Source organism: Amycolatopsis sp. NPDC005003, from assembly GCF_053600695.1.
Window position 1 is genome coordinate 118,925 of sequence record NZ_JBSGAI010000016.1, and the last position, 20,140, is coordinate 139,064.

Sequence of the window (20,140 nt, forward strand, 5' to 3'; positions counted from 1 at the left end):
CGGCGGCGTCACCGGTAGTTGGTGAACTGCAGCGCGATCTCGAAGTCCTTGCCCTTCAGCAAGGCGATCACGTCCTGCAGCTGGTCCTTCTTCTTGCCCGACACCCGCAGCTGGTCGCCCTGGATCTGGGCCTGGACGCCCTTGGGGCCTTCGTCCCGGATGAACTTGGCGACCTGCTTCGCCTTGTCCGAGGCGATGCCCTGCAGGATCTTGCCCGAGATCTTGTAGATCTTGCCGGACAGCGCCGGCTCGCCGGCTTCGAAGGCCTTCAGGGAGATGTTGCGCTTGATCAGCTTCTCCTTGAACACCTCGACCGCGGCCAGCGCGCGCTCCTCGGTCTCGGACTCGATCGTGAGCGCCTCCTCGCCGGCCCAGTTGATCGTCGTGCCGGTGCCGCGGAAGTCGAACCGGGTGCCCAGCTCCTTGCTCGCCTGGTTGAGCGCGTTGTCCACCTCCTGGCGGTCGACCTTGCTCACGACGTCGAAAGAGGGATCCGCCACGTGTCCTCACACCTCGTACTCGCTTGTCAGGGGCTGCCCAGCCTAGCCCCTGTCACCCGACGGGTATCCCGGTTGACCCCGGTCGGAACCCGTTGGGTAAGCTTTCCCCCGGCCGGTGCGACCGGCCTTGGCGGGTTACCCGAGTGGCCAAAGGGGACTGGCTGTAAACCAGTTGGCATTGCCTACGGGGGTTCGAATCCCTCACCCGCCACGCGATCGCGAGAGAGCCATGCCTGCGGAAAACGCAGGCATGGCTCTCTTCGTTGTGTCTTTTGGGGGTCGAACCCCCAAACCCCCGCCAGGGGGCTCCGCCCCCCTGGACCCCCGTCGTGGTCACCTTGCGCTGTCGGCTGTCGGATGCTGGTTTCTTGCAGCAATTGAGAATTGATTATCTTATGCTGAGTGGCAGTATTATGCCTGCGGGTCGGCTATGCGCGGGATGGGCGATATCGGGCGTATTATCCGGTGAATCCGCAGGTCGGGGGACTCTGCTGGCCGGTTCGGGGGAAGCGCGGCTCCGCCTTTCGACCCTTTGCAGGAATACCCGTAACGCATTTCTTGAACGACTCGACCCCAGCCTGGGGTGCAGGGGCTGCCGGGGTTTCCACCGAGTCGTTGGAGGAGCACATGGCCATTCCCGCTGCGTTGCGACCCGTCCGTGAAGAGCTGGTCCGGGTGCAGTACGCCGAACCCGCGCTCGTCGCCGGCTACGCGAACGACCACGCCGGCTGGGGACCCACCGCTCGGTACCACCATTCGCGGCGCTATGCCATCGACCAGGTCCTCGCCGGCTGCCCCGGCGGTGATCTGCTCGACGTCGGGTGCGGGCCCGGGATGATGGTGCGGCACCTGCTCGACACGCGGCCCGGGGACTTCCGGATCACCGCCTGCGACCAGTCGGCGGCGATGGTCGACGCCGTCGCGGCGCGGGCGGGCCGCGAAGTCCGGCTGGCGGTCGGGGACATCCAGGAGATGCCGTTCGGCGACCGGGAGTTCGACGTCGTCCTCGCGATGGGCGTCCTCGAGTACACCGACGCCGCGCAGGCCCTGCGCGAAGTCGCCCGGGTCACCCGGCCCGGCGGGCTCGTCGTGACGACGATGCTCAACCCGAGGAGCCCGTACCGGCTCTTCGAATGGGGTGTCTTCTGGCCCGCCCGCCGCACACTCGGCGCGCTGGAACGCGCCGTCGGCGTCCCGCCCTCGAGACGGCACGGGGCCCGCCGCACCGGGATCGTCGCGCTCACCCCGCGGCGCCTGCGGGAGCTGCTGTGGCGCGCCGGCCTGCAGCCGGGTCAGGTCATCGCCTACGACGTCACCGCGTCGGTGCCGCCGGTCGACCGGCTCGTCCGGCGGCGGGACCGCTCGTGGCGGGCGCGGCCGGAAACCACGATCGCGCACGGCGCCAAGCGCTGGCTCGGCACCGGCTACCTCGTCGCCGCCCGGAAGGTCGGAGCATAAGGGAACGGCCGGTTTCCCTTGGGGGAGAGGGAAACCGGCCGTCACGGCGGCGCTCGGGGTTACGCCGCCTGGGAAACCGGCGTCGAAGCCGGGGTCAGGGCGAGGTCGAGGACCTCGCGGACGTTCGCCACCGCGTGGACGTCCAGCTGGCTCAGCACCTCGGCCGGGACGTCGTCCAGGTCCGGCTCGTTGCGCTGCGGGATGATCACCGTCTTCATCCCCGCCCGGTGAGCCGCCAGCAGCTTCTGCTTCACGCCGCCGATCGGGAGGACGCGCCCGGTCAGGGACACCTCGCCGGTCATCGCCACGTCCGCGCGGACCACGCGGCCGGAGAGCAGGGACGCCAGCGCCGTCGTCATCGTGACGCCCGCCGACGGCCCGTCCTTCGGGACCGCGCCCGCCGGCACGTGGACGTGGATGCCGCGCTTGCGCAGGTCACCGACCGGCAGCTCCAGCTCCGCGCCGTGCGACCGCAGGTAGGACAGCGCGATCTGCACCGACTCCTTCATCACGTCGCCGAGCTGGCCGGTCAGCTGCAGCCCGGACGCGCCGGACTCCTCGTCGGCCAGCGACGCCTCGATGTAGAGGACGTCACCGCCCGCGCCGGTCACCGCCAGGCCGGTCGCCACGCCCGGGGTCGCCGTGCGCTGCGTCGACGCCGGCAGCGACGACTCCGGGATGTGCCGCGGCCGGCCCAGGTACGTCTCCAGGTCCGGAGCGTCGACCGAAAGCGGCAGCGATACCTCGTCCAGCGCCACCTTGGTCGCGACCTTCCGCAGCACCTTGGCGATCGTCCGGTTCGCGTCGCGCACGCCCGCCTCGCGGGTGTACTCGGCGGCGATCCGGCTGAACGCGGCGTCCGTCAGCACGACGTCCGCGGTGCCCAGGCCGGCGCGCTCCAGCTCGCGGGGGAGCAGGTGGTCGCGGGCGATGGTGACCTTTTCGTGCTCGGTGTAGCCGTCCAGCGTGACGAGCTCCATGCGGTCCAGCAGCGGGCCGGGGATGGTCTCCAGCGCGTTGGCCGTGGCCAGGAACACGACGTCGGACAGGTCCAGCTCGACCTCGAGGTAGTGGTCGCGGAACGTGTGGTTCTGCTCCGGGTCCAGCACTTCGAGCAGCGCCGCGGTCGGGTCGCCGCGGTAGTCGGCGCCGACCTTGTCGATCTCGTCGAGCAGCACGACCGGGTTCATCGAGCCGGCTTCCTTGATGGCGCGGACGATCCGGCCGGGCAGCGCGCCGACGTACGTGCGGCGGTGACCGCGGATCTCGGCCTCGTCGCGGATGCCGCCCAGCGCGACGCGGACGAACTTGCGGCCCATGGCCTTGGCGACGGACTCACCCAGCGACGTCTTGCCGACCCCGGGAGGGCCCGCGAGGGCGAGCACGGCACCGGAACGACGGCCGCCGACCGGACCCAGGCCCGACTCGGCGCGGCGCTTGCGGACGGCCAGGTACTCGATGATGCGTTCCTTGACGTCGTCCAGACCGGCGTGGTCGGCGTCCAAAACGGCCCGTGCCGCGGCGATGTCGTAGACGTCCTCGGTGCGCTCGTTCCAGGGCAGTTCCAGGACGGTGTCCAGCCAAGTGCGGATCCAGCCGCCTTCGGGGGACTGCTCGGACGTGCGGTCCAGTTTGTCCACTTCGGCCAGTGCGGCCTTCTTGACGGCGTCGGGCAGCTCGGCGCCTTCGACACGGGCGCGGTAGTCCGTCTCGTCAGCGGTGCCGTCGAGCTCGCCCAGCTCCTTGCGGATCGCTTCGAGCTGGCGGCGCAGCAGGAACTCCTTCTGCTGCTTCTCCATGCCCTCGGCGACGTCCTTGCGGATCGTGTCGGTCACCTCGAGCTCGGCGAGGTGCTCCTTGCTCCACTCGAGAGCCTTCTCCAGGCGGGCGCTGACGTCCAAAGCGGACAGCAGCTCGAGCTTCTGCTCGGTGGACAGGTACGGCGCGTTGCCGGACAGGTCGGCGACCGCGGACGGCTCCTCGACCTGCTGGACGGCGTCGATCAGCTGCCAGCCGCCGCGCTGCTGGAGGATCGAGATGACGACGGCCTTGTACTCGGCCGCGAGCTTCGCGGTCTGGTCGTCGGTGGTCTCGGGGGCGTCCTCGGCGTGCACCCAGCGGGCGGCGCCGGGACCGTCGGCGATCCGGCCGACGACCGCGCGGGCCGTGCCGCGCAGCAGGACGGCGGCCTTGCCCCCGGGCACGCGGCCGATGCGCTCGACCGTGGCGACGGTGCCGAACTCGGCGTACTCGCCGTGGACGCGCGGGACGATGAGGACCTCGGCCTTGGCGGCCGAAGCCGAGCGGATGCCGGGGAACGACGCCTGGCTCGGCGTCTTGGCCTGGGCGGACTCCACCGCGGCCCGCGTCTCGGTGTCGGTCAGGTCGAGCGGGACGACCATGCCCGGCAGCACGACGTCGTCATCGAGCGGGAGCACGGGCAGGAGGCGGGTGTCGGACATGTGCACTCCTCGGTTAGTTGAGTCTGCTTAGCTCAACTCTCCGATGGGTGTGTTTGTTTCCGATGGTGCGTTCGCCCACAGCGATCGGGGAAACCGCAGGTCAGGAGCCTGGCTTCGCCGCCACGGCGCACCACGCGAACGGCCGGGCCTCCGCCTCGAGGGCGTTGATCTTCCGGTCCGGCCGCCAGTCCGGCAGGTGCACGATGCCCGGTTCGAGGATCGGCCAGTCGCCGAAGAGCGGCTCGATTTCTTCGCGGTTGCGCAGCCAGACCGGGTTGCTCGTCTTCCGGTACTGCTCGACGAACCACCGCAGCCCGTCCAGGTGCGGACCCGCTCCGTCGCCTTCGCTCATCTGCGAGATCGCCAGCCAGCTGCCCGGCGCGAGCGCGTCCCGGTACGTCGCCAGCAGTCCCTCCGGGTCGTCGTCCGGGCCGACGAAGTGCAGCACCGCCGCCATGATCAGGCAGACCGGCTGGGAGAAGTCGATCAGCCGGCGCGTCTCTTCGGCGCGTAGCACCGACTTCGCGTCCCGCATGTCGGCCTGGACGATGCCGGCCCAGTCCGTCGCCATGCCCTCTTCGAGGATCAGCGTCGCGTGGGCGACGGCGACCGGCTCGTAGTCGACGTAGACGACCTTCGCGTCGTGGTCCTCCGGCAGCTCCGCCTCGACGACCTCGTGCACGTTGCCCGCCGTCGGCACGCCCGAGCCGAGGTCGATGAACTGCCGGATGCCGGCCCGCAGCGCCGCGCGGACCGCGCGGTTCATGAACTCGCGGTTCTGCTTCGACCCCGGGCGCACCAGCGGCCACTGCTGCTCCATGCGCCGGCCGAACTCGCGGTCCACGGCCCAGTTCTGGGTACCGCCCAGGTACCAGTCGTAGATCCGGGCCGCGGACGGCTTCTCGGTGTCGACTCCCTCGGGCGCTCTCGGCGCGGAATCCCGCTGGTCGGTCACTTCAGGCTCCCCTCGCTGGCGGCGAGGTCAGCCTATAAGTTCCGCCCACCCTCGGTAATCCTCCAGTAGTTCACCGAACAGCCGGTCGACGCTGCCAGTACGTCCACAGCGGGCGGTACCCCTGCGCGTACCAGAACGGCGTCGACAGCGGGTTCGCCGCCGCGTGGTGCAGCAGGACGACGTCGGCGCCTTCCTCGTCGAGGACGTGGTGGGCGTGCGTCGCCAGCGCGGTACCGACGCCGGACGACCGCGCCGCCTCCGCCACGGCCAGTGACGACAGGTAGCCCACCCGGGAAGCGGCGACGCGGCCGCTGATCCAGCCGGTCTCGCCCGGGTGCTGCACGCTCACCATGCCGAGCGGACGCCCGTACAGCTCGGCGATCCACAATGGCGGCTCCGGCCGCTTCAGCTGCTCGGCGAGGTCCTTGGCCAGGATCTCCTCGACGCCGGTGCGCCAGTTCACCGTGCCGTACTGGGCGTCGTAGGAGTGCAGCTCCATGCCGAGCGCCACCGCCGTCTCGAGGTCGCCGGGCTCGGCGCGGCGGATCTTGACCCCGGGTGTGCCCAGCGGGGTGGCCGGCACCAGCCGCTGCGAAGGGCGGACCGCGACCACCCGCAGCGGGGCGAAGCCGTGGTGCAGCATTTCCCGCGCGCCGGCGGCGTCGCGGCTCGCGCGCGGCACGATCGCCGCCGTCTCGGTGTCGCCGCGCTCGGCGACCGCGCGCAGATGTTCATCCCATCGGGTGAGGAGGGCGTCGAGGACGGCCGCCGGCTGCGGACCGGCCAGCTGGAGGTCGAGGCGGTGTTCGGTCAGCGCGCGCCACGGGGCGTTCGGGGCGTCGCGGTCGACCTGGACGCGGGAAGCCAGCCCGGACGCGGCGGAGTCGCCCGTCGCCACCTCCAGGACCACCGCGTTTTCCGCTGCTTCGAAGGGAGTCGAGCCGGGGAGGAGGGGATCCACCGCCGCGAGCCGCGCCGCGTGCTCGGTGGCAATCACATCGCTGTGCATGCGCCCATTGAAGCGCTACCCGGTGTCTTGTGCGTATGGGAATCGGCAGAGTTCGGACATCCGGCGTTTCACCCTCTGGTCCACGCAGGTCAGCGCGTTCGAGGCATTGTTAACCCTGGGGTGATCTCCTACTGTCTCGAAAGGGACACGGGTACGCCTGACGGGGTACGGTATGGCCCTTGTCCACACCCGAAGTCACGAATCAGCACCGGTGGACAAGCCGGGAGGGAAGGTCGGATGCCGGACACCAACGCCCACGGCGACGCCGTCGCGCAGGCGCAGCCCGGGCCTGGAGCCGCTTCCGGGACACCACCCGTCTCCGCCGAAGCCCGCACCGACGAGCGCCGCTTCCGCGTGTACACCTTCGCCGTGCTGAGCCTCGGGCTCGTCGCCTCGTTCGCGGTCGGCTCGTGGCTGCCGTTCGAGTGGAACGACCGGCTGCTGTGGATCGGGCCGGTGCTGGCGATCGCCTTCCTGCTCGCCGAACAGCTCGGCATCAACGTCGACGTCCGCAGCGGCATCTCCTGGACGATCTCGTTCACCGAGATCCCGCTCGTCATCGGGTTCTTCATCGCGCCGTTCGAAGTCGTGCTGGCCGCGCACCTCGTCGCCGGCATCGGCACGCTGCTCGCGCGCAAGGTCGCCGGCCGCGTGCTCTACAACGCGGGCGCCTTCCTGCTCGAGATCACCGGCGCCTTCGCGGTCGCCGGGCTGGTCAAGCACGCCGTCGGGACCGGGGACGGGATCCCGTGGGTCGCGGCGCTGGCCGGCACCCTGACCGCGCCGCTCGTGAGCACCCTGCTCGCGCTGGCGGCGGTCCGCGTGCTGCGCCGCCGCATGCGGGTCAGCACCGCCGTCCGGCTCACCGGGCGGATCCTGGTCGTCGGCTTCGTCAACGCCTCTGTCGGCCTCTCCGGCTACCTCGTCATCTCGACCACGCCCCAGGCGTGGCCGCTGGTGCTCGCCGTCTTCCTCGGCCTCACCGCGCTGTACTGGGCGTACTCCGACCTGCTGCGCGAACAGCGGGACATGGAGGCGCTCTCCGACGTCAGCCTGATGGTGGCCCGCTCGGGCCAGCAGGCCGCCGCCCGCCCGGCCAGCCGCGCGGACGAGCTCGTCGGCGGCGTCGACGTCCGCGAATGGGCGACGATCGCCGAGCGCATCAAGGACCAGCTCGCCGCCGGCCGCGTCGTGCTGCGCCTGCGGCTCGAGCCGAAGGACACCATGCGGGTGGTGGTCGCGGGCGACGACCTGCCGTCGGCCGACCCCGCCGCCGACGACCCGCTGCTGCGGCTGCCCGGCGCGCACGTGCGGCACTTCCGGATCACCGAGGCCAACCCCGACGTCCGCGCGGCGCTGCTCGACCGCGGCGCGCAGGAGGCGCTCGTCGTCCCGCTGCGCAGCGCGAACCGGCTGCTCGGCGTGGTCGAGGCGCACGACCGGCTGTCCCGGTGGCGCGGCTTCGGCAAGTACGACGTCCAGCTGCTCGGCACGATGGCCAGCCACCTCGCGACGTCGCTGGACAACCGGCGGCTGCTGGCGACGCTGCGCCACGACGCCTACCACGACCCGCTCACCGGGCACCTCAACCGGCCGGGCTTCCGGCAGGTGGCGAAGGAGCCGCTGCGGGACTTCGCCAACGCCGTGGTGCTGCGGATCGACCTCGACGTCTTCTCGACGGTCAGCGACGCGCTCGGCTACGCCTGGGCCGACCGGATGGTGGTCGCGGCCGGCCGCCGCATCCGCGACGCGCTGGGTCCGGACGTCCCGCTCGCCCGGCTCGAAGGCGCCTCCTTCGCGGCGCTGCTCGTCGGGTGCCCGCCGGAGGACGCCCACCAGGCGGCGGAGCGGCTCCGCGAGGAGCTTTCGGCGCCCTACCCGGTCGACCGGCTGTCGGTCGAGGCGAACGCGATGATCGGCTACGCGACCACGTCCGCGGAAGAACCGGGCGACGTCGTCGACATCGAAGGCCTGCTGCAGCGCGCGGACGTGGCGGTGCGCGCGACGAAGGGCGGCGAAGAGGTCCGCGGCTACGTGCCGAGCATGGGCCAGATCTTCCTGCGCCGCTTCCAGATGGTGACGCAGTTCCGGCAGTCCCTCGAGGACGGTCAGGTCAGCGTGCACTACCAGCCGAAGATCACCCTGCCGAACCGGCAGGTGCAGGGCGTCGAGGCGCTGGTCCGCTGGGTGCACCCGGAGTTCGGCAGGCTCGGCCCGGACGAGTTCGTCCCGGCCATCGAGGCGGCCGGCCTGATCGGCGTCCTGACGGGTTTCGTGCTCGGCGAAGCGCTCAAGCGCTGCCGCAAGTGGCTCGACGAGGGCCTGCGGATCTCGGTCGCGGTCAACCTGTCGGTGCGCAACCTGGCCGACGAGGACTTCCCGAACAAGGTGGCCCGCGAGCTGGAGCACTACGGCATCCCGCCGGAGCTGCTGACGTTCGAGCTGACCGAGTCCGGCGTGATGTCCGACCCGCAGAAGGCGCTGCCGATCCTGCGCGAGCTGCACTCGCTGGGCATCACGCTCGCCGTGGACGACTTCGGGACCGGGTACTCGTCGCTGGCGTACCTGCGGCAGCTGCCGGTCGACCAGGTCAAGATCGACAAGAGCTTCGTCCTCGGCATGGGGACCGACCTCGGCGACCTCGCGGTGGTCCGGTCGATCGTCGAGCTGGGGCACTCGCTCGGGCTGACCGTGGTGGCCGAGGGCGTCGAGGAGGACGTGGCGCGCGATCAGCTCGAGGCGATGGGGTGTGACGTCGCCCAGGGCTACCTGATCTCGCGGCCGCTGCCGGAGGACCGCCTGGAGGCGTGGCTGCAGGCCCGCACCGCGCGCTCGCCGGGGCGGCACTCGGAGACCGTTTTGACCCTCCTGACCTGAGGTTTTGTCGTTTTGGGACCCCGGTTGCACGGCCGGGTGACGCCCCTTGCTAATCTTTCCAAGTCCTCGCGAGAGGCCAGGCCCCTTTAGCTCAGTCGGCAGAGCGTCTCCATGGTAAGGAGAAGGTCTACGGTTCGATTCCGTAAAGGGGCTCCGCGAGTGGGCGAGCTATGCTCGGGGAAAACCCGTGCCTAGCTCGCTTCGCGGTGTCCTTTGGGGGCCGAGCCCCCAAACCCCCGCCGGGGGCATGCCCCCGGACCCCCGGGGTGGGCACGATAGGGCGGTGTAGCTCAGTTGGCAGAGCAAGCGGCTCATAATCGCTGTGTCGCCGGTTCAAGTCCGGCCACCGCTACGCGGTAACGACGGGGCTGGCCCCCGGGACCTGAGAGAGAAGGAAACGCTGTGGCTGCCACCGACGTGCGACCCAAGATCACGCTGGCGTGCGAAGAGTGCAAGCACCGCAACTACATCACCAAGAAGAACCGGCGCAACAACCCGGATCGCCTGGAGATGAAGAAGTTCTGCCCGAACTGCGGTACGCACCGGACGCACAAGGAAACCCGCTGACGACGTAGCGCGTTCACACCAGCTCGAAGAAGCCGCCCTGGGATCCCCAGGGCGGCTTCTCGCTGTTGGTAGCCTCGTCGCCGTGCCCTTGGACCAGTCGTTCATCGGGCGGAGCTATCCGCCGCAGACCAGTTACGAAGTGAGCCGGGAGAAGATCCGGGAGTTCGCCGACGCGATCGGCGACGCGAACCCGGTCTACCGCGACCCGGAGGCGGCCCGCGAAGCCGGTCACCCGGACGTGATCGCCCCGCCGACCTTCCTCACGATCATCAACCTCGCCTCGATCAACGCGATCGTCACCGACCCCGAACTCGGGCTCGACTACTCGCGGATGGTGCACGGCGACCAGGGCTTCACCTACACGCGCCCGGTGTTCGCCGGCGACGTGCTCGAGGTGACCACCCACATCGACGCCATCATGGCCCGCGCCGGCAACGACTTCATCAATCTGCGCGCCGACATCACCGACGCCGCCGGCCAGAAGGTCTGCACCACCCGCGCGCAGCTGGTGGTCCGAGGGGAGAACGCGTGAACACACCTTCTTACGGCGGTCCGGGTGGCGGAGCCCCGCATGTCACCGGCGACGAGCTGCCCGCCCTCGAGGTGCGGATCACCCGCGAGCAGCTGGTCCGCTACGCCGGGGCGGCGCTGGACTTCAACCCGATCCACTGGAACGAGACGTTCGCGAAGGACGTCGGCCTGCCGGACGTGATCGCGCACGGGATGCTGACGATGGCGGTGGCGGGCCGCGTGGTCACCGACTGGCTGGGCGACCCGGCCCGGCTGGTCGACTTCAGTGCCCGCTTCACCCGCCCGGTCGTCGTGCCGAACACGCCCGAGGGCGCGTTGGTGGAGATCACCGGGAAGGTCGCGGACGTCAAGGACGACGGCGTCGCGCGGATCGACCTCGTGGTGAAGTTCGACGGGAAGACCGTGCTCGGGAAGCCGCAGGCCCTGGTCCGCCTCTGAGGCCCGCGGCAGACGGGCTACGGGAGCTTCAGTACCGCCAGCACCGCGTCGGCCATGCCCTGCTCGCCCCGCGCGTTCGGGTGCAGCGGGATGGCCGGCGAGGCGGGCAGCAGGCCCTCCACCCAGCGGGTGTCCGACGCCGAACACACGTCGTGGCCCTTGCCGGGCGTCGCCGTGTCCGCGTAGCCCGCGCGGTGGGTGTCCGCCTGGTCCTCCAGCATCTTGTTGAGCTTGCCCAGCGCGCCGCGGAAGTAGTCGATGTCGCCCGCGCCGAACGGCAGGGACGGCCAGCAGCCCGGGCCGTCGGGGAGCACCGTGGGGTAGCCGACCACCACGACCTTCGCCTTCGGGGCCTGCTCGTGGATCCGGTCGAGGAGCGCGCCGACCTTCGGGGCGGTGGCGTCGATCCGCTCGGCCAGCTGGTCGTGGCCGCCTGCCGTGAGGCGGTCGCGGCACGGCGAGGCGTTCTGGTGCGTCGTCGCGCAGCTCGAGGCGAACGCGATCAAGCCGATGTCGTTGCCGCCGATGCCGAGCGTCACCAGCGTCGTCTCCGCCGTCACCGCGTCCAGCTGCGGCGGGTTCGTGCCGTTGCCCGTCTTCTGCTCCTGGCTCAGGTGCGCCGTCGTCGCGCCGCTGCAGCTGACGTCGGCGAACTGGGCCGGCTTCAGCTTCGCGGAGACGAGGTGCGGGTAGTTGTCGTCCGAGCGGTCGCAGCCGGCCGGGGTGCCCGCCTGGCGCCCGGTGCGCGGCGAGGACGTGTACGAATCCCCGAGCGCGACGTACCGGCCGGAGCCGCCGCCGGTGTCCACGCCCTCGGGTGGCGCCGAGGACGAGCCGTGCTGCCACTTGTAGTACCCGAAGGCCAGCAGCCCGACCACGAGCACGAGCACCAGGCAGCCCCCGCCACCGCTCTTTTTCGCCACTTCTTCGTTTCTACCGAACCCGCCGCGCCGCCGACCTAGTCAATCCGGGTGATCCGCTGCGCGAGCAGGTCGTTGACCAGCCCGGCGCCCGTCTCCGGGTCGTCCACGCTCACCAGCACGGTCCGGCCGTTCGCCAGCTCGAGCACCAGTGCCGGGCCGCCGCGCACCTTGTACGCGGTCGTGCCGGTGACCGGGTTGAAGCGGAGGCCGAGGCCGCCGTCGCCGAACGTCGTCAGCTCGCGCGCGGTCGCCTCGCGGATGCTGTCCAGCGCCAGGTGCCGCCACGGGAAGCCGAGGAGGCCGAAGCGGATCGTCACGCCCTTGGCGTCCACGGACGCCGACAGCCGGTACGTCAACGCCGTGACGACCGCGCCGACGAACGCGATCCAGGTGGCCACGGGCCAGGACAGCCCTGCGGGCAGGAGGGCGACCGCCAGCGGGATCAGCGCCAGCGCCCAGAGCATCGCCGGGTTCGCCGCCCGGCTCGACCAGAACGCGCGCTGCCCGGCCCGGAGCCCGACGCTCGGCCGGTGCGTGGACCCTTCGGCGACCGGCGGGGCCGGCAGGCCGCCGACACGCGCCGCGAGGACGCCGACGGCGGCCGCGGCCGGCATGAACAGCACGACGGTGAGGCCGCCGCGGGCCGCGTGCCAGTCCGGGACGTCGAGGTTCGCCACGAGCACCGAAAGCAGGACGGCGGCCGGCAGGGCGGCGAAGCCGGCGCCGACCCCGACGGTCGCGCGCGGCAGCGGCCGCCCGCGGCGCAGCAGGGTGACGGCCGAACCGGCCAGGAGCAGGACGGCGACCGCGCCGAGCCCGAGGCACACGCCGGTGAACACCGCGAGCGGGGTGGCGGCGTCCGGCGCGCTCTTCCAGTGCGTCGCGACGGGGTCGGGCAGCCGGTCCGCCCACGCGTTTTCGAGCACGCCCGCCACGGCGAGCGCAGCGCCCGGCAGCACGGCGGTGGCGGTCAGGACCCGGATCAGCTTGGTCATGAGTACTTCTCCTTCAGCACCCCGGTGAGCTCGTCGAGGCCGACGCCCGCGCGCCTCGCCTCGCGGACCAGGTCCTCGGCCAGTTCGGCCAGCCGCGCCCGGGAGGACGCGCCGCCGATGACGACGGCGCCCCGGCGTCGCCGCAGGTCGATCAGGCCTTCGTCGCGAAGCAGCGCGTACGCCCGCAGCACGGTGTGGACGTTGATCTCCAGCGCCGCGGCCAGTTCCCGGGCCGGTGGCAGCTGCTGCCCGGGAGCCGGGTGGCCGCCGGCCAGTGACCGGCGGAGCGACGCAGCCACCTGCTCGAAGAGCGGGACGGTGGAGCTCGGATCGATTTGAACGAGCATAGTTCTAACTATAATAGAACAATGAGCCGCTGCGTGAGAGCTGCGTCACAGTGAAGAGGCTCAGTTCGCGATCAGGTCGCCGCCCAGGTCCAGCGCGTGGTCGACGTTCTTCGCGACGTAGTGCAGGTCGACGAGCACCTCGTCGATGCCCAGTTCGCGGGCCACGTCGAGGCAGGGGCGGACGTCGGCGGCCGTCTCGACGGCGGTGCCCGGCCGCGGGTTGACCCGCAGCACGCGGCGCAGGGTGTCCGGGTCGCGGCCGGCCTTCGCCGCCGCTTCGCGCGCGACCGACCAGAGGCCGGTCAGGTACTGCTCCGGCATCCAGCCGGCGAGCCAGCCGTCCGCGCGGCGCCCGACCCGGGCCAGCGCCGGCGGCGAGAACCCGCCGAGCAGCACCGGCGGCCGCGGGGTCTGCGCCGGGCGCAGGCCGACCGTCGACGGCGCGATCCGCCACTGCGGGCCCTCGTGGGCCGCCGGGTCGCCGGTCCACAGTGCGTCGAGCGCGTCGAGCAGTTCTTCGAGCCGCTTGCCCCGGCCCGCCCACGGCACGCCGGTGGCGAAGTACTCCTCGCGCAGCCAGCCGAGCCCGAAGCCGACGTCCAGCCGTCCCGAGCTGGCCAGGTCGAGCGAGGTCAGCGCCCTGGCGAGCAGCACCGGGGAATAGACCGGGCCGGTCAGCGCGCTCATCCCGAGGCGGGCCGTGCGGGTCACCGCGGCCGCGGACGCCAGGGTGGTGAACGGGTCGGCGAAGGTCTCGAACTCCCTGGGGTACGGGTGTTCCGGCGTCCCGCCGCCCGGGTAGAGGTCCGAGGGCTCCAGCGGTGCCAGGATCCGGTCGCCGACCCAGAGCGAGGTGAAGCCGAGGTCCTCCGCGGCCGTCGCGAAGCGCGCCACGGCGGCGGGGTCGGCGAGGGTGCCGTACTGGGGGAGCGCGAGGCCGAGCCGGGTCGGATCCCCCGCCGGACGGGGGGTGGTCGTCATGGCGGACATCCTGGCATGATCAGGAGGTCGGCGGGGAGTTTTCCGCAGGCCGGCCGGGGTGCGGAGGTCGATCGGGGGGCGCGGTTGCGGGCTCCCGCGAGGCTTGCCGTAGACTTCGGGACTTGGAACGCACTACGGTCATCCCCGCCTGGATGGTGGGGACGATGGAATGCGTCCATCGGGGCTCCGAGCGATCGGGGCTCCACAGGGGTGTAGCTCAATTGGCAGAGCAGCGGTCTCCAAAACCGCAGGTTGCAGGTTCAAGTCCTGTCACCCCTGCGTAACGGAACTGGTGGAGCGGAGGAGTGGTCGTGAGCGACAGCGACGCCAGCGGCGGCGAGCAGGAGCAGGACGGCACCGGGCAGAAGCCCGAGAGCCCGTCCCGTCCCGTCACAGCCGCTGCCCGGCGTGAGCGCCGTGCGACCGCTCGTCCGGCCGGGAAGTCCGCGGCACGTGCGGACGACAAGACCCGCCCGGCCGGGAAGTCGGGGGAGAAGACCGCCCCCGACGCGAAGGGCGCTCCGACTCCGAAGCGGGACCAGAAGCCGAAGAAGGCCTCCGTGTTCGCGCGGCTGGTGCGCTTCATCCGCGAGGTCTGGGCGGAGCTGCGCAAGGTCATCTGGCCGAACCGCAAGCAGATGGTCACCTACACGATCGTCGTGCTGGCCTTCGTGGTGTTCATGGTCGGCCTGGTGAGCGTGCTCGACCTGGCATTCAAGTGGGGCATCGGCAAGATCTTCGGCTGACGCGCCCCGGCGCGCGCCGATTGGGGCCCAGGTCCCGGCCTGGCCCGCAATGATCAACTGAGAGGACGGAACGTGACCTCCGACAACGGCACAGCAGCCGGTCACGACCTGACCGAGCTTTCCGACGAGCAGGTGCACGCGGCACTCGGTGACGAGGAGTCCGCGCACCTCGAGCCCGTCGACGTGTCGGACTCCGAGGTCGACGACGACGCTGCCGCTTCCGGTGACGACGCCGACGCTTCCGTCGACATCGACGAGACCGAGGCCGAGCCCGCCGCGGACGAGGAGGACCCGGTCGCCAAGCTGCGTGCCGAGCTGCTCGCCGCGCCCGGCGAGTGGTACGTCGTGCACTCCTACGCCGGGTACGAGAACAAGGTGAAGACCAACCTCGAGACCCGGACCCAGACCCTGGACGTCGAGGACTACATCTTCCAGATCGAGGTCCCGACCGAAGAGGTCACCGAAATCAAGAACGGCCAGCGCAAGCAGGTGCAGCGCAAGGTGCTGCCCGGCTACATCCTGGTCCGGATGGACCTCAACGACGCCTCGTGGAGCGCGGTGCGCAACACGCCGGGTGTCACCGGGTTCGTCGGCGCCACCTCGCGGCCGTCGCCGCTGACCGTGGACGAGGTGCTGAAGTTCCTCGCGCCGCAGGTCGAGAAGGAAGCCCCGGCCAAGGCCAGCAAGGGCGAGGCCGCCGCGGCCGCGCCGCTCGGCGGCCCGGCCGTCGAGGTCGACTTCGAGGTCGGCGAGTCGGTCACGGTCATGGACGGCCCGTTCGCGACCCTGCCGGCGACGATCTCCGAGGTCAACGTCGACGGGCAGAAGCTGAAGGTCCTGGTGTCGATCTTCGGCCGGGAGACCCCGGTCGAGCTGTCGTTCAACCAGGTCTCCAAGATCTGAGGCCGGCCTTTCCGGCCGCAGTCCCCGCGTCCACGGCAGGTACGCGGGGAACGTAGTACAGGACAGGAAAAGAAATGCCACCCAAGAAGAAGAAGCTTGCGGCGATCATCAAGCTGCAGATCAAGGCGGGTGCGGCCAACCCCGCGCCGCCGGTCGGCCCCGCGCTGGGTCAGCACGGCGTCAACATCATGGAGTTCTGCAAGGCCTACAACGCCGCGACCGAGTCGCAGCGCGGGGACGTCGTCCCGGTCGAGATCTCCGTGTACGAGGACCGGTCGTTCGACTTCAAGCTGAAGACGCCGCCGGCCGCGAAGCTGCTGCTGAAGGCCGCGGGCGTGGAGAAGGGCTCCGGCGAGCCGCACAAGACCAAGGTCGCCAAGGTCACCTGGGACCAGGTCCGCGAGATCGCCAAGACCAAGGAGACCGACCTCAACGCGCACGACATCGACCAAGCCGCGAAGATCATCGCCGGCACTGCTCGGTCGATGGGCATCACGGTCGTCGACGCCTGATTTTCTGAAGTACCCGTGGGAGAGCCAGGGCTGGCTCGCACCACACTGATCCGTTGAATTGAGGAACAGCAGACATGCCCAAGCACAGCAAGGCTTACCGCCAGGCTGCGGAGCAGATCGACAAGACGCGTCTGTACGCGCCGCTCGAGGCCGCGAAGCTGGCGAAGGAGACCTCCAAGACCAAGATGGACGCGACCGTCGAGGTCGCGATGCGTCTCGGTGTGGACCCCCGCAAGGCCGACCAGATGGTCCGCGGCACCGTGAACCTGCCGCACGGCACCGGTAAGACCGCCCGCGTCATCGTCTTCGCCGTCGGCGACAAGGCCGCCGAGGCCGAAGCCGCCGGCGCGGACGCGGTCGGCACCGACGAACTGATCGAGCGCATCCAGGGTGGCTGGCTCGACTTCGACGCCGCGATCGCGACGCCGGACCAGATGGCCAAGGTGGGCCGCATCGCCCGCATCCTCGGCCCGCGCGGCCTGATGCCGAACCCGAAGACCGGCACGGTGACCCCCGCGGTCGCGAAGGCCGTGCAGGACATCAAGGGCGGTAAGATCAACTTCCGCGTCGACAAGCAGGCCAACCTGCACCTGGTGATCGGCAAGGCTTCCTTCGACACCGAGAAGCTGGTCGAGAACTACGCGGCGGCGCTGGACGAGATCCTCCGCGCCAAGCCGTCGTCGGCGAAGGGCCGCTACCTGAAGAAGGTCACCTTCACCACCACGATGGGCCCGGGCATCCCGGTCGACCCGCTGCGGACCCGCAACCTCCTGTCGGAGGAAGCTGCAGTCTGAGGCTGAGATCACCAGAAAGGGCGTCCCCGCTTGCTGCGGGGGCGCCCTTTCTTCGTGTCTCATGGACGTCATGCCGACTTTCGCGTCGTTCGACGGGCTCCGGTTGCACTACACGGTGTGGGAGGGCGACGGCGCCCACCGCCCGGTGCTGCTGCAGCACGGTTTCGCCGCGGACACGAACGCGAACTGGATCTCCACCGGCGTCGTCGGGGCCCTGCGGTCGGCGGGCTTCACGGTGATTTCCCTGGACGCGCGCGGCCACGGCCGCTCCGAGAAGCCGTACGACGAATCCCGCTACACGTCGGACACCATGGCGCACGATGTCTCGGCCCTGCTGGACGAGCTCGGCCTGGACGAGGTGTCGATGGTCGGCTACTCGATGGGCGCGATCATCGCCCTGACGGTGACGGCGGCGGACAAGCGCATCCGCTGCCTGGCCACGGGCGGCGTGGGTTCGGGCATCGTCGACTTCGGCGGGGTGGACCTGCGGGTGGTGAAGCCGGTCGAGATCGCTTCGGCACTGCTGGCGGAGGACCCTGCGATGGTGCCGCCGGCCGGGGTGCCGTTCCGGCTGCTGGCGGACGCGGTGGGCGGCGATCGCCGGGCGCTGGCGGCGGTGGCGCTGGCTTCGCGGGAAGGGCGCTTGGACCTGTCGTCGATCGGCGTGCCGACGCTGGTGCTGGCGGGCGAGCAGGACCAGCTGGCAGCAGAGCCGGAGCGACTGGCGGCGGCGATCGCGGGCGCGAGGCTGGTCCGGATCCCGGGCGACCACATGACGGCGGTGATGTCACCGGCGTTCGCGGAGGCCCTGGTGTCGTTCCTGTCGGCTCCGCAGCCGCGTTAACGGCTGGTCGGCGTCACGGTCGGAGCGCCGCTGCACTGGGCCGGCCCGATCGCGTGGCCGGTGATGAGCCACTGTCCCTTTTCGACCTTCGACACGGTGAAGACACCCAGCGCCGGGCCGCCCGTGACGGGGAAGGTGCACGAATCGACCGTCACGGTGTCACCGGGCAGGGGCTCGGAGACGCTCGACGGCAGGGACTCGGCGTAGTCGTTCTTGTTCGTCACCTTGGTGGCGAGGAACTCGACGGCCTTCTTGCAGTCGGTCTGGGCGGTGTTCTGGCGGAAGGTCTGGGCGATGTCCTGCGCGAACCGGGTCTGGATGTCGCGCTGTCCCTCGTTCTGGAACCGGCCGCAGGCGTCGTCGACCCGGCCCTGGGCGATGTTGTGGTAGACCATCCGCACCGCCTCGTACGGGTTCGTCGAGAACACGTGGTTCGTGTGGTACTTCCCGCCGCCTTCCTGGGCGAGCTGGGCGGAGGTCTTGCCGGCGTCGTTGGGGAAGAAGTGGTTGTACAGCCACGTCCCCGCGATCGCGAGCAGGATGAACGCCAGCACCCAGGCGATGACCTTCTTGCCGAGCCAGGTCACCCACTTCGGCGCCCGGCGCCGCTCGACCGGGACCAGCTGGTAGCCCGGCGGGATCATCGGGGGCTGACCACCCGGCTGGGAGGCGGGCTGGGACGGCGGGGCCTGGACGACGCCGGCGTCCGGCGCGGGGGCCGGCCGACCGCCCTGCTGGGCCTGGGTGAAGCGCAGGTAGTCCTGGAACTGCTGGAACTGGCGGAACTGCTCGACCTCCGCCGGGTCGACCGGCGGCTGTGGCGGGGACCCCGCCGCGGGCGTGCTCGGGCCCGCGGGTTCGATGTCCGAGCCCGGCTTTCCGTCATCGCGCTGCTCCGCCACGTCACCATGATGCCCTCCGAGGCCGCGCGCGGAACCCCCAGGCGCCCTAAACGCAGGTCAGACCGGCCCCCGGGAAAACCTCGGCAACCCATCACGTACACTTGACGACGGTTCTACCGAAGACCGCTGGTTTTCCCCGCCCCAACGGGGAACGAAGGTCCCGCATCACGGCGGGCGGCCCGCGCAGGAGGAACGAGGCCGGGCACCCAGGTGCCCTACAACGCCCCGCGCCTGTCTGCGCGAGGGCGTTTTGTCGTTTCGCGGAGCCCCTCGAAAAGCCAGTGGAAACACTAGCCAAGAGAGGAGGCGACCATGGCGAAGCCCGACAAGGTGGCGGCCGTCGCCGAGATCGCGGAGAGCTTCCGCACCAGCTCGGCCACCGTCGTTACCCAGTACACCGGCCTCTCCGTGTCACAGCTGTCCCAGCTGCGCCGCGCTCTCGGCACCAGTGCCAAGTACCGGGTCGCGAAGAACACCCTGGTCAAGCGGGCGGCCGAGGACGCCGGCATCCAGGGTCTCGAGGACCTGTTCGTCGGCGCGACCGCCATCGCCTTCGTCGAGGGTGAAGCTGTCGACGCCGCCAAGGCGCTTCGCGACTTCGCGAAGGACAACAACGCGCTTGTGATCAAGGGCGGCTACATGGACGGCAAAGCGCTGTCCGTGGACGAGATCAACCGGATCGCCGATCTCGACAGCCGTGAGGTCCTGCTCGCCAAGGCGGCGGGCGCGTTCAAGGCGAAGCTGTCCCAGGCCGCCGCGCTGTTCCAGGCGCCGGCGTCCCAGGTCGCCCGCCTGGCTGCGGCGCTGGAGGAAAAGCAGCGCGAAGCCGCCGGTACCGAAGCAGCCGAAGCACCCGCCGAGAGCTGAACCACCCCCACCCCGAACGTCTAGTTCGTTTTTCTGAGAGGAAGCCATCATGGCGAAGCTGAGCACCGCCGAGCTGATCGACGCCTTCAAGGAGCTGACCCTCCTCGAGCTGTCCGAGTTCGTGAAGGAGTTCGAAGAGGTCTTCGACGTGACCGCCGCCGCGCCGGTCGCCGTCGCCGCTGCCGCCCCGGGTGCCGCCCCGGCCGCCGCCGCCGAGGAGCAGGACGAGTTCGACGTCGTCCTCGAGGGCGCCGGCGACAAGAAGATCCAGGTCATCAAGGTCGTCCGCGAGGTCGTCTCGGGCCTGGGCCTGAAGGAGGCCAAGGAGCTGGTCGAGGCCGCTCCCAAGGCCCTCCTGGAGAAGGTCGACAAGGAGGCCGCCGAGGCCGCCAAGGAGAAGCTCGAGGCCGCCGGCGCCAAGATCACCATCAAGTGATCCCAGGCGCGCGAGCGCCGCACTGAACAGGGCGGGCACCCAGCCGGGTGCCCGCCCTTTCGCGTTTTACGACTTCCTGAGCTGCGGAACCCT

Annotated in this window: 21 protein-coding genes and 4 tRNA genes; 16 read left to right on the top strand and 9 right to left on the bottom strand. The window is 70.6% G+C overall.

Going from position 1 to position 20,140, the window contains the following annotated elements:
• Positions 1–8 precede the first annotated feature (8 nt).
• Positions 9–500, bottom strand: a complete 492-nt coding sequence (locus tag ACWED2_RS20445; RefSeq protein ID WP_449692057.1) for a YajQ family cyclic di-GMP-binding protein — start codon at positions 498–500, stop codon at positions 9–11.
• A 129-nt stretch (positions 501–629) separates the two neighbouring features.
• On the opposite strand from ACWED2_RS20445, the gene ACWED2_RS20450 reads away from it, so the two are divergent.
• Positions 630–711 (top strand) — tRNA-Tyr (locus tag ACWED2_RS20450).
• Positions 712–1,127: 416 nt separating this feature from the next.
• Positions 1,128–1,958, top strand: a complete 831-nt coding sequence (locus ACWED2_RS20455; RefSeq protein WP_449692058.1) for a class I SAM-dependent methyltransferase — start codon at positions 1,128–1,130, stop codon at positions 1,956–1,958.
• A gap of 59 nt (positions 1,959–2,017) precedes the next feature.
• On the opposite strand, the gene lon is transcribed toward ACWED2_RS20455, so the two are convergent.
• The 3 genes from lon to ACWED2_RS20470 all read right to left on the bottom strand — a co-directional run bounded on the left by lon (position 2,018) and on the right by ACWED2_RS20470 (position 6,384).
• Complete coding sequence (gene lon, locus ACWED2_RS20460) at positions 2,018–4,420, bottom strand: endopeptidase La (protein WP_449692059.1); 2,403 nt, start codon at positions 4,418–4,420, stop codon at positions 2,018–2,020.
• A gap of 100 nt (positions 4,421–4,520) precedes the next feature.
• Positions 4,521–5,375, bottom strand: coding sequence for an SAM-dependent methyltransferase (locus tag ACWED2_RS20465; RefSeq protein WP_449692060.1), 855 nt, complete (start codon positions 5,373–5,375; stop codon positions 4,521–4,523).
• Between the two features lie 70 nt (positions 5,376–5,445).
• Positions 5,446–6,384, bottom strand: a complete 939-nt coding sequence (locus ACWED2_RS20470) for a GNAT family N-acetyltransferase (protein WP_449692061.1) — start codon at positions 6,382–6,384, stop codon at positions 5,446–5,448.
• A 237-nt stretch (positions 6,385–6,621) separates the two neighbouring features.
• On the opposite strand from ACWED2_RS20470, the gene ACWED2_RS20475 reads away from it, so the two are divergent.
• The 6 genes from ACWED2_RS20475 to ACWED2_RS20500 all read left to right on the top strand — a co-directional run bounded on the left by ACWED2_RS20475 (position 6,622) and on the right by ACWED2_RS20500 (position 10,797).
• Positions 6,622–9,261, top strand: coding sequence for a putative bifunctional diguanylate cyclase/phosphodiesterase (locus ACWED2_RS20475; RefSeq protein WP_449692062.1), 2,640 nt, complete (start codon positions 6,622–6,624; stop codon positions 9,259–9,261).
• 80 nt (positions 9,262–9,341) lie between these two features.
• Positions 9,342–9,414, top strand: a tRNA-Thr gene (locus ACWED2_RS20480).
• Positions 9,415–9,540: 126 nt separating this feature from the next.
• Positions 9,541–9,613 (top strand) — tRNA-Met (locus tag ACWED2_RS20485).
• A gap of 50 nt (positions 9,614–9,663) precedes the next feature.
• Positions 9,664–9,828 carry a 50S ribosomal protein L33 gene (gene rpmG, locus ACWED2_RS20490; protein WP_005152047.1) on the top strand — a complete coding sequence of 55 codons (165 nt, stop codon included), beginning with the start codon at positions 9,664–9,666 and terminating at the stop codon, positions 9,826–9,828.
• An 82-nt stretch (positions 9,829–9,910) separates the two neighbouring features.
• On the top strand, positions 9,911–10,360 hold the full coding sequence (locus ACWED2_RS20495; protein WP_449692063.1) for a MaoC family dehydratase N-terminal domain-containing protein: 450 nt from the start codon (positions 9,911–9,913) through the stop codon (positions 10,358–10,360).
• Entirely contained in the window at positions 10,357–10,797 is a 441-nt protein-coding gene (locus ACWED2_RS20500) for a MaoC family dehydratase (RefSeq protein WP_449692064.1), read from the top strand. Before ACWED2_RS20495 ends, ACWED2_RS20500 begins: the two co-directional genes overlap by 4 nt.
• Before the next feature lie 17 nt (positions 10,798–10,814).
• On the opposite strand, the gene ACWED2_RS20505 is transcribed toward ACWED2_RS20500, so the two are convergent.
• From ACWED2_RS20505 to ACWED2_RS20520, 4 genes are read right to left on the bottom strand one after another with little or no spacing between them, the layout of a single operon-like run.
• The gene (locus tag ACWED2_RS20505) at positions 10,815–11,720 is read right to left on the bottom strand and encodes an SGNH/GDSL hydrolase family protein (protein ID WP_449692065.1); all 906 of its coding nucleotides are present in this window, start codon (positions 11,718–11,720) and stop codon (positions 10,815–10,817) included.
• A gap of 35 nt (positions 11,721–11,755) precedes the next feature.
• A complete protein-coding gene (locus ACWED2_RS20510; RefSeq protein ID WP_449692066.1) occupies positions 11,756–12,715 on the bottom strand; it encodes a hypothetical protein in 960 nt (319 codons plus the stop codon).
• Complete coding sequence (locus ACWED2_RS20515) at positions 12,712–13,062, bottom strand: GntR family transcriptional regulator (RefSeq protein WP_449692067.1); 351 nt, start codon at positions 13,060–13,062, stop codon at positions 12,712–12,714. Before ACWED2_RS20515 ends, ACWED2_RS20510 begins: the two co-directional genes overlap by 4 nt.
• Positions 13,063–13,122: 60 nt before the next feature.
• Complete coding sequence (locus ACWED2_RS20520) at positions 13,123–14,043, bottom strand: TIGR03619 family F420-dependent LLM class oxidoreductase (protein WP_449692068.1); 921 nt, start codon at positions 14,041–14,043, stop codon at positions 13,123–13,125.
• Between the two features lie 206 nt (positions 14,044–14,249).
• On the opposite strand from ACWED2_RS20520, the gene ACWED2_RS20525 reads away from it, so the two are divergent.
• The 6 genes from ACWED2_RS20525 (at position 14,250) to ACWED2_RS20550 (ending at position 17,842) form a co-directional block, all read left to right on the top strand.
• Positions 14,250–14,322 (top strand) — tRNA-Trp (locus ACWED2_RS20525).
• Between the two features lie 26 nt (positions 14,323–14,348).
• The gene (gene secE / locus ACWED2_RS20530; protein WP_449682149.1) at positions 14,349–14,789 is read left to right on the top strand and encodes a preprotein translocase subunit SecE; all 441 of its coding nucleotides are present in this window, start codon (positions 14,349–14,351) and stop codon (positions 14,787–14,789) included.
• A gap of 72 nt (positions 14,790–14,861) precedes the next feature.
• A complete protein-coding gene (nusG, locus tag ACWED2_RS20535) occupies positions 14,862–15,692 on the top strand; it encodes a transcription termination/antitermination protein NusG (protein ID WP_449692069.1) in 831 nt (276 codons plus the stop codon).
• Positions 15,693–15,766: 74 nt separating this feature from the next.
• Entirely contained in the window at positions 15,767–16,204 is a 438-nt protein-coding gene (gene rplK / locus ACWED2_RS20540; RefSeq protein WP_043781763.1) for a 50S ribosomal protein L11, read from the top strand.
• Between the two features lie 74 nt (positions 16,205–16,278).
• Entirely contained in the window at positions 16,279–16,998 is a 720-nt protein-coding gene (gene rplA, locus ACWED2_RS20545; protein WP_003079259.1) for a 50S ribosomal protein L1, read from the top strand.
• 70 nt (positions 16,999–17,068) lie between these two features.
• Entirely contained in the window at positions 17,069–17,842 is a 774-nt protein-coding gene (locus ACWED2_RS20550; RefSeq protein WP_449692070.1) for an alpha/beta fold hydrolase, read from the top strand.
• Here the strand turns inward: ACWED2_RS20550 and ACWED2_RS20555 are convergent.
• On the bottom strand, positions 17,839–18,744 hold the full coding sequence (locus ACWED2_RS20555; protein WP_449692071.1) for a hypothetical protein: 906 nt from the start codon (positions 18,742–18,744) through the stop codon (positions 17,839–17,841). The two genes, ACWED2_RS20550 and ACWED2_RS20555, sit on opposite strands and share 4 nt — an antisense overlap.
• 312 nt (positions 18,745–19,056) lie before the next feature.
• On the opposite strand from ACWED2_RS20555, the gene rplJ reads away from it, so the two are divergent.
• Both rplJ and rplL read left to right on the top strand, forming a co-directional pair.
• Positions 19,057–19,611, top strand: a complete 555-nt coding sequence (gene rplJ, locus ACWED2_RS20560; protein WP_176173328.1) for a 50S ribosomal protein L10 — start codon at positions 19,057–19,059, stop codon at positions 19,609–19,611.
• A gap of 49 nt (positions 19,612–19,660) precedes the next feature.
• A complete protein-coding gene (gene rplL, locus ACWED2_RS20565) occupies positions 19,661–20,047 on the top strand; it encodes a 50S ribosomal protein L7/L12 (RefSeq protein ID WP_043781774.1) in 387 nt (128 codons plus the stop codon).
• Positions 20,048–20,140 lie beyond the last annotated feature (93 nt).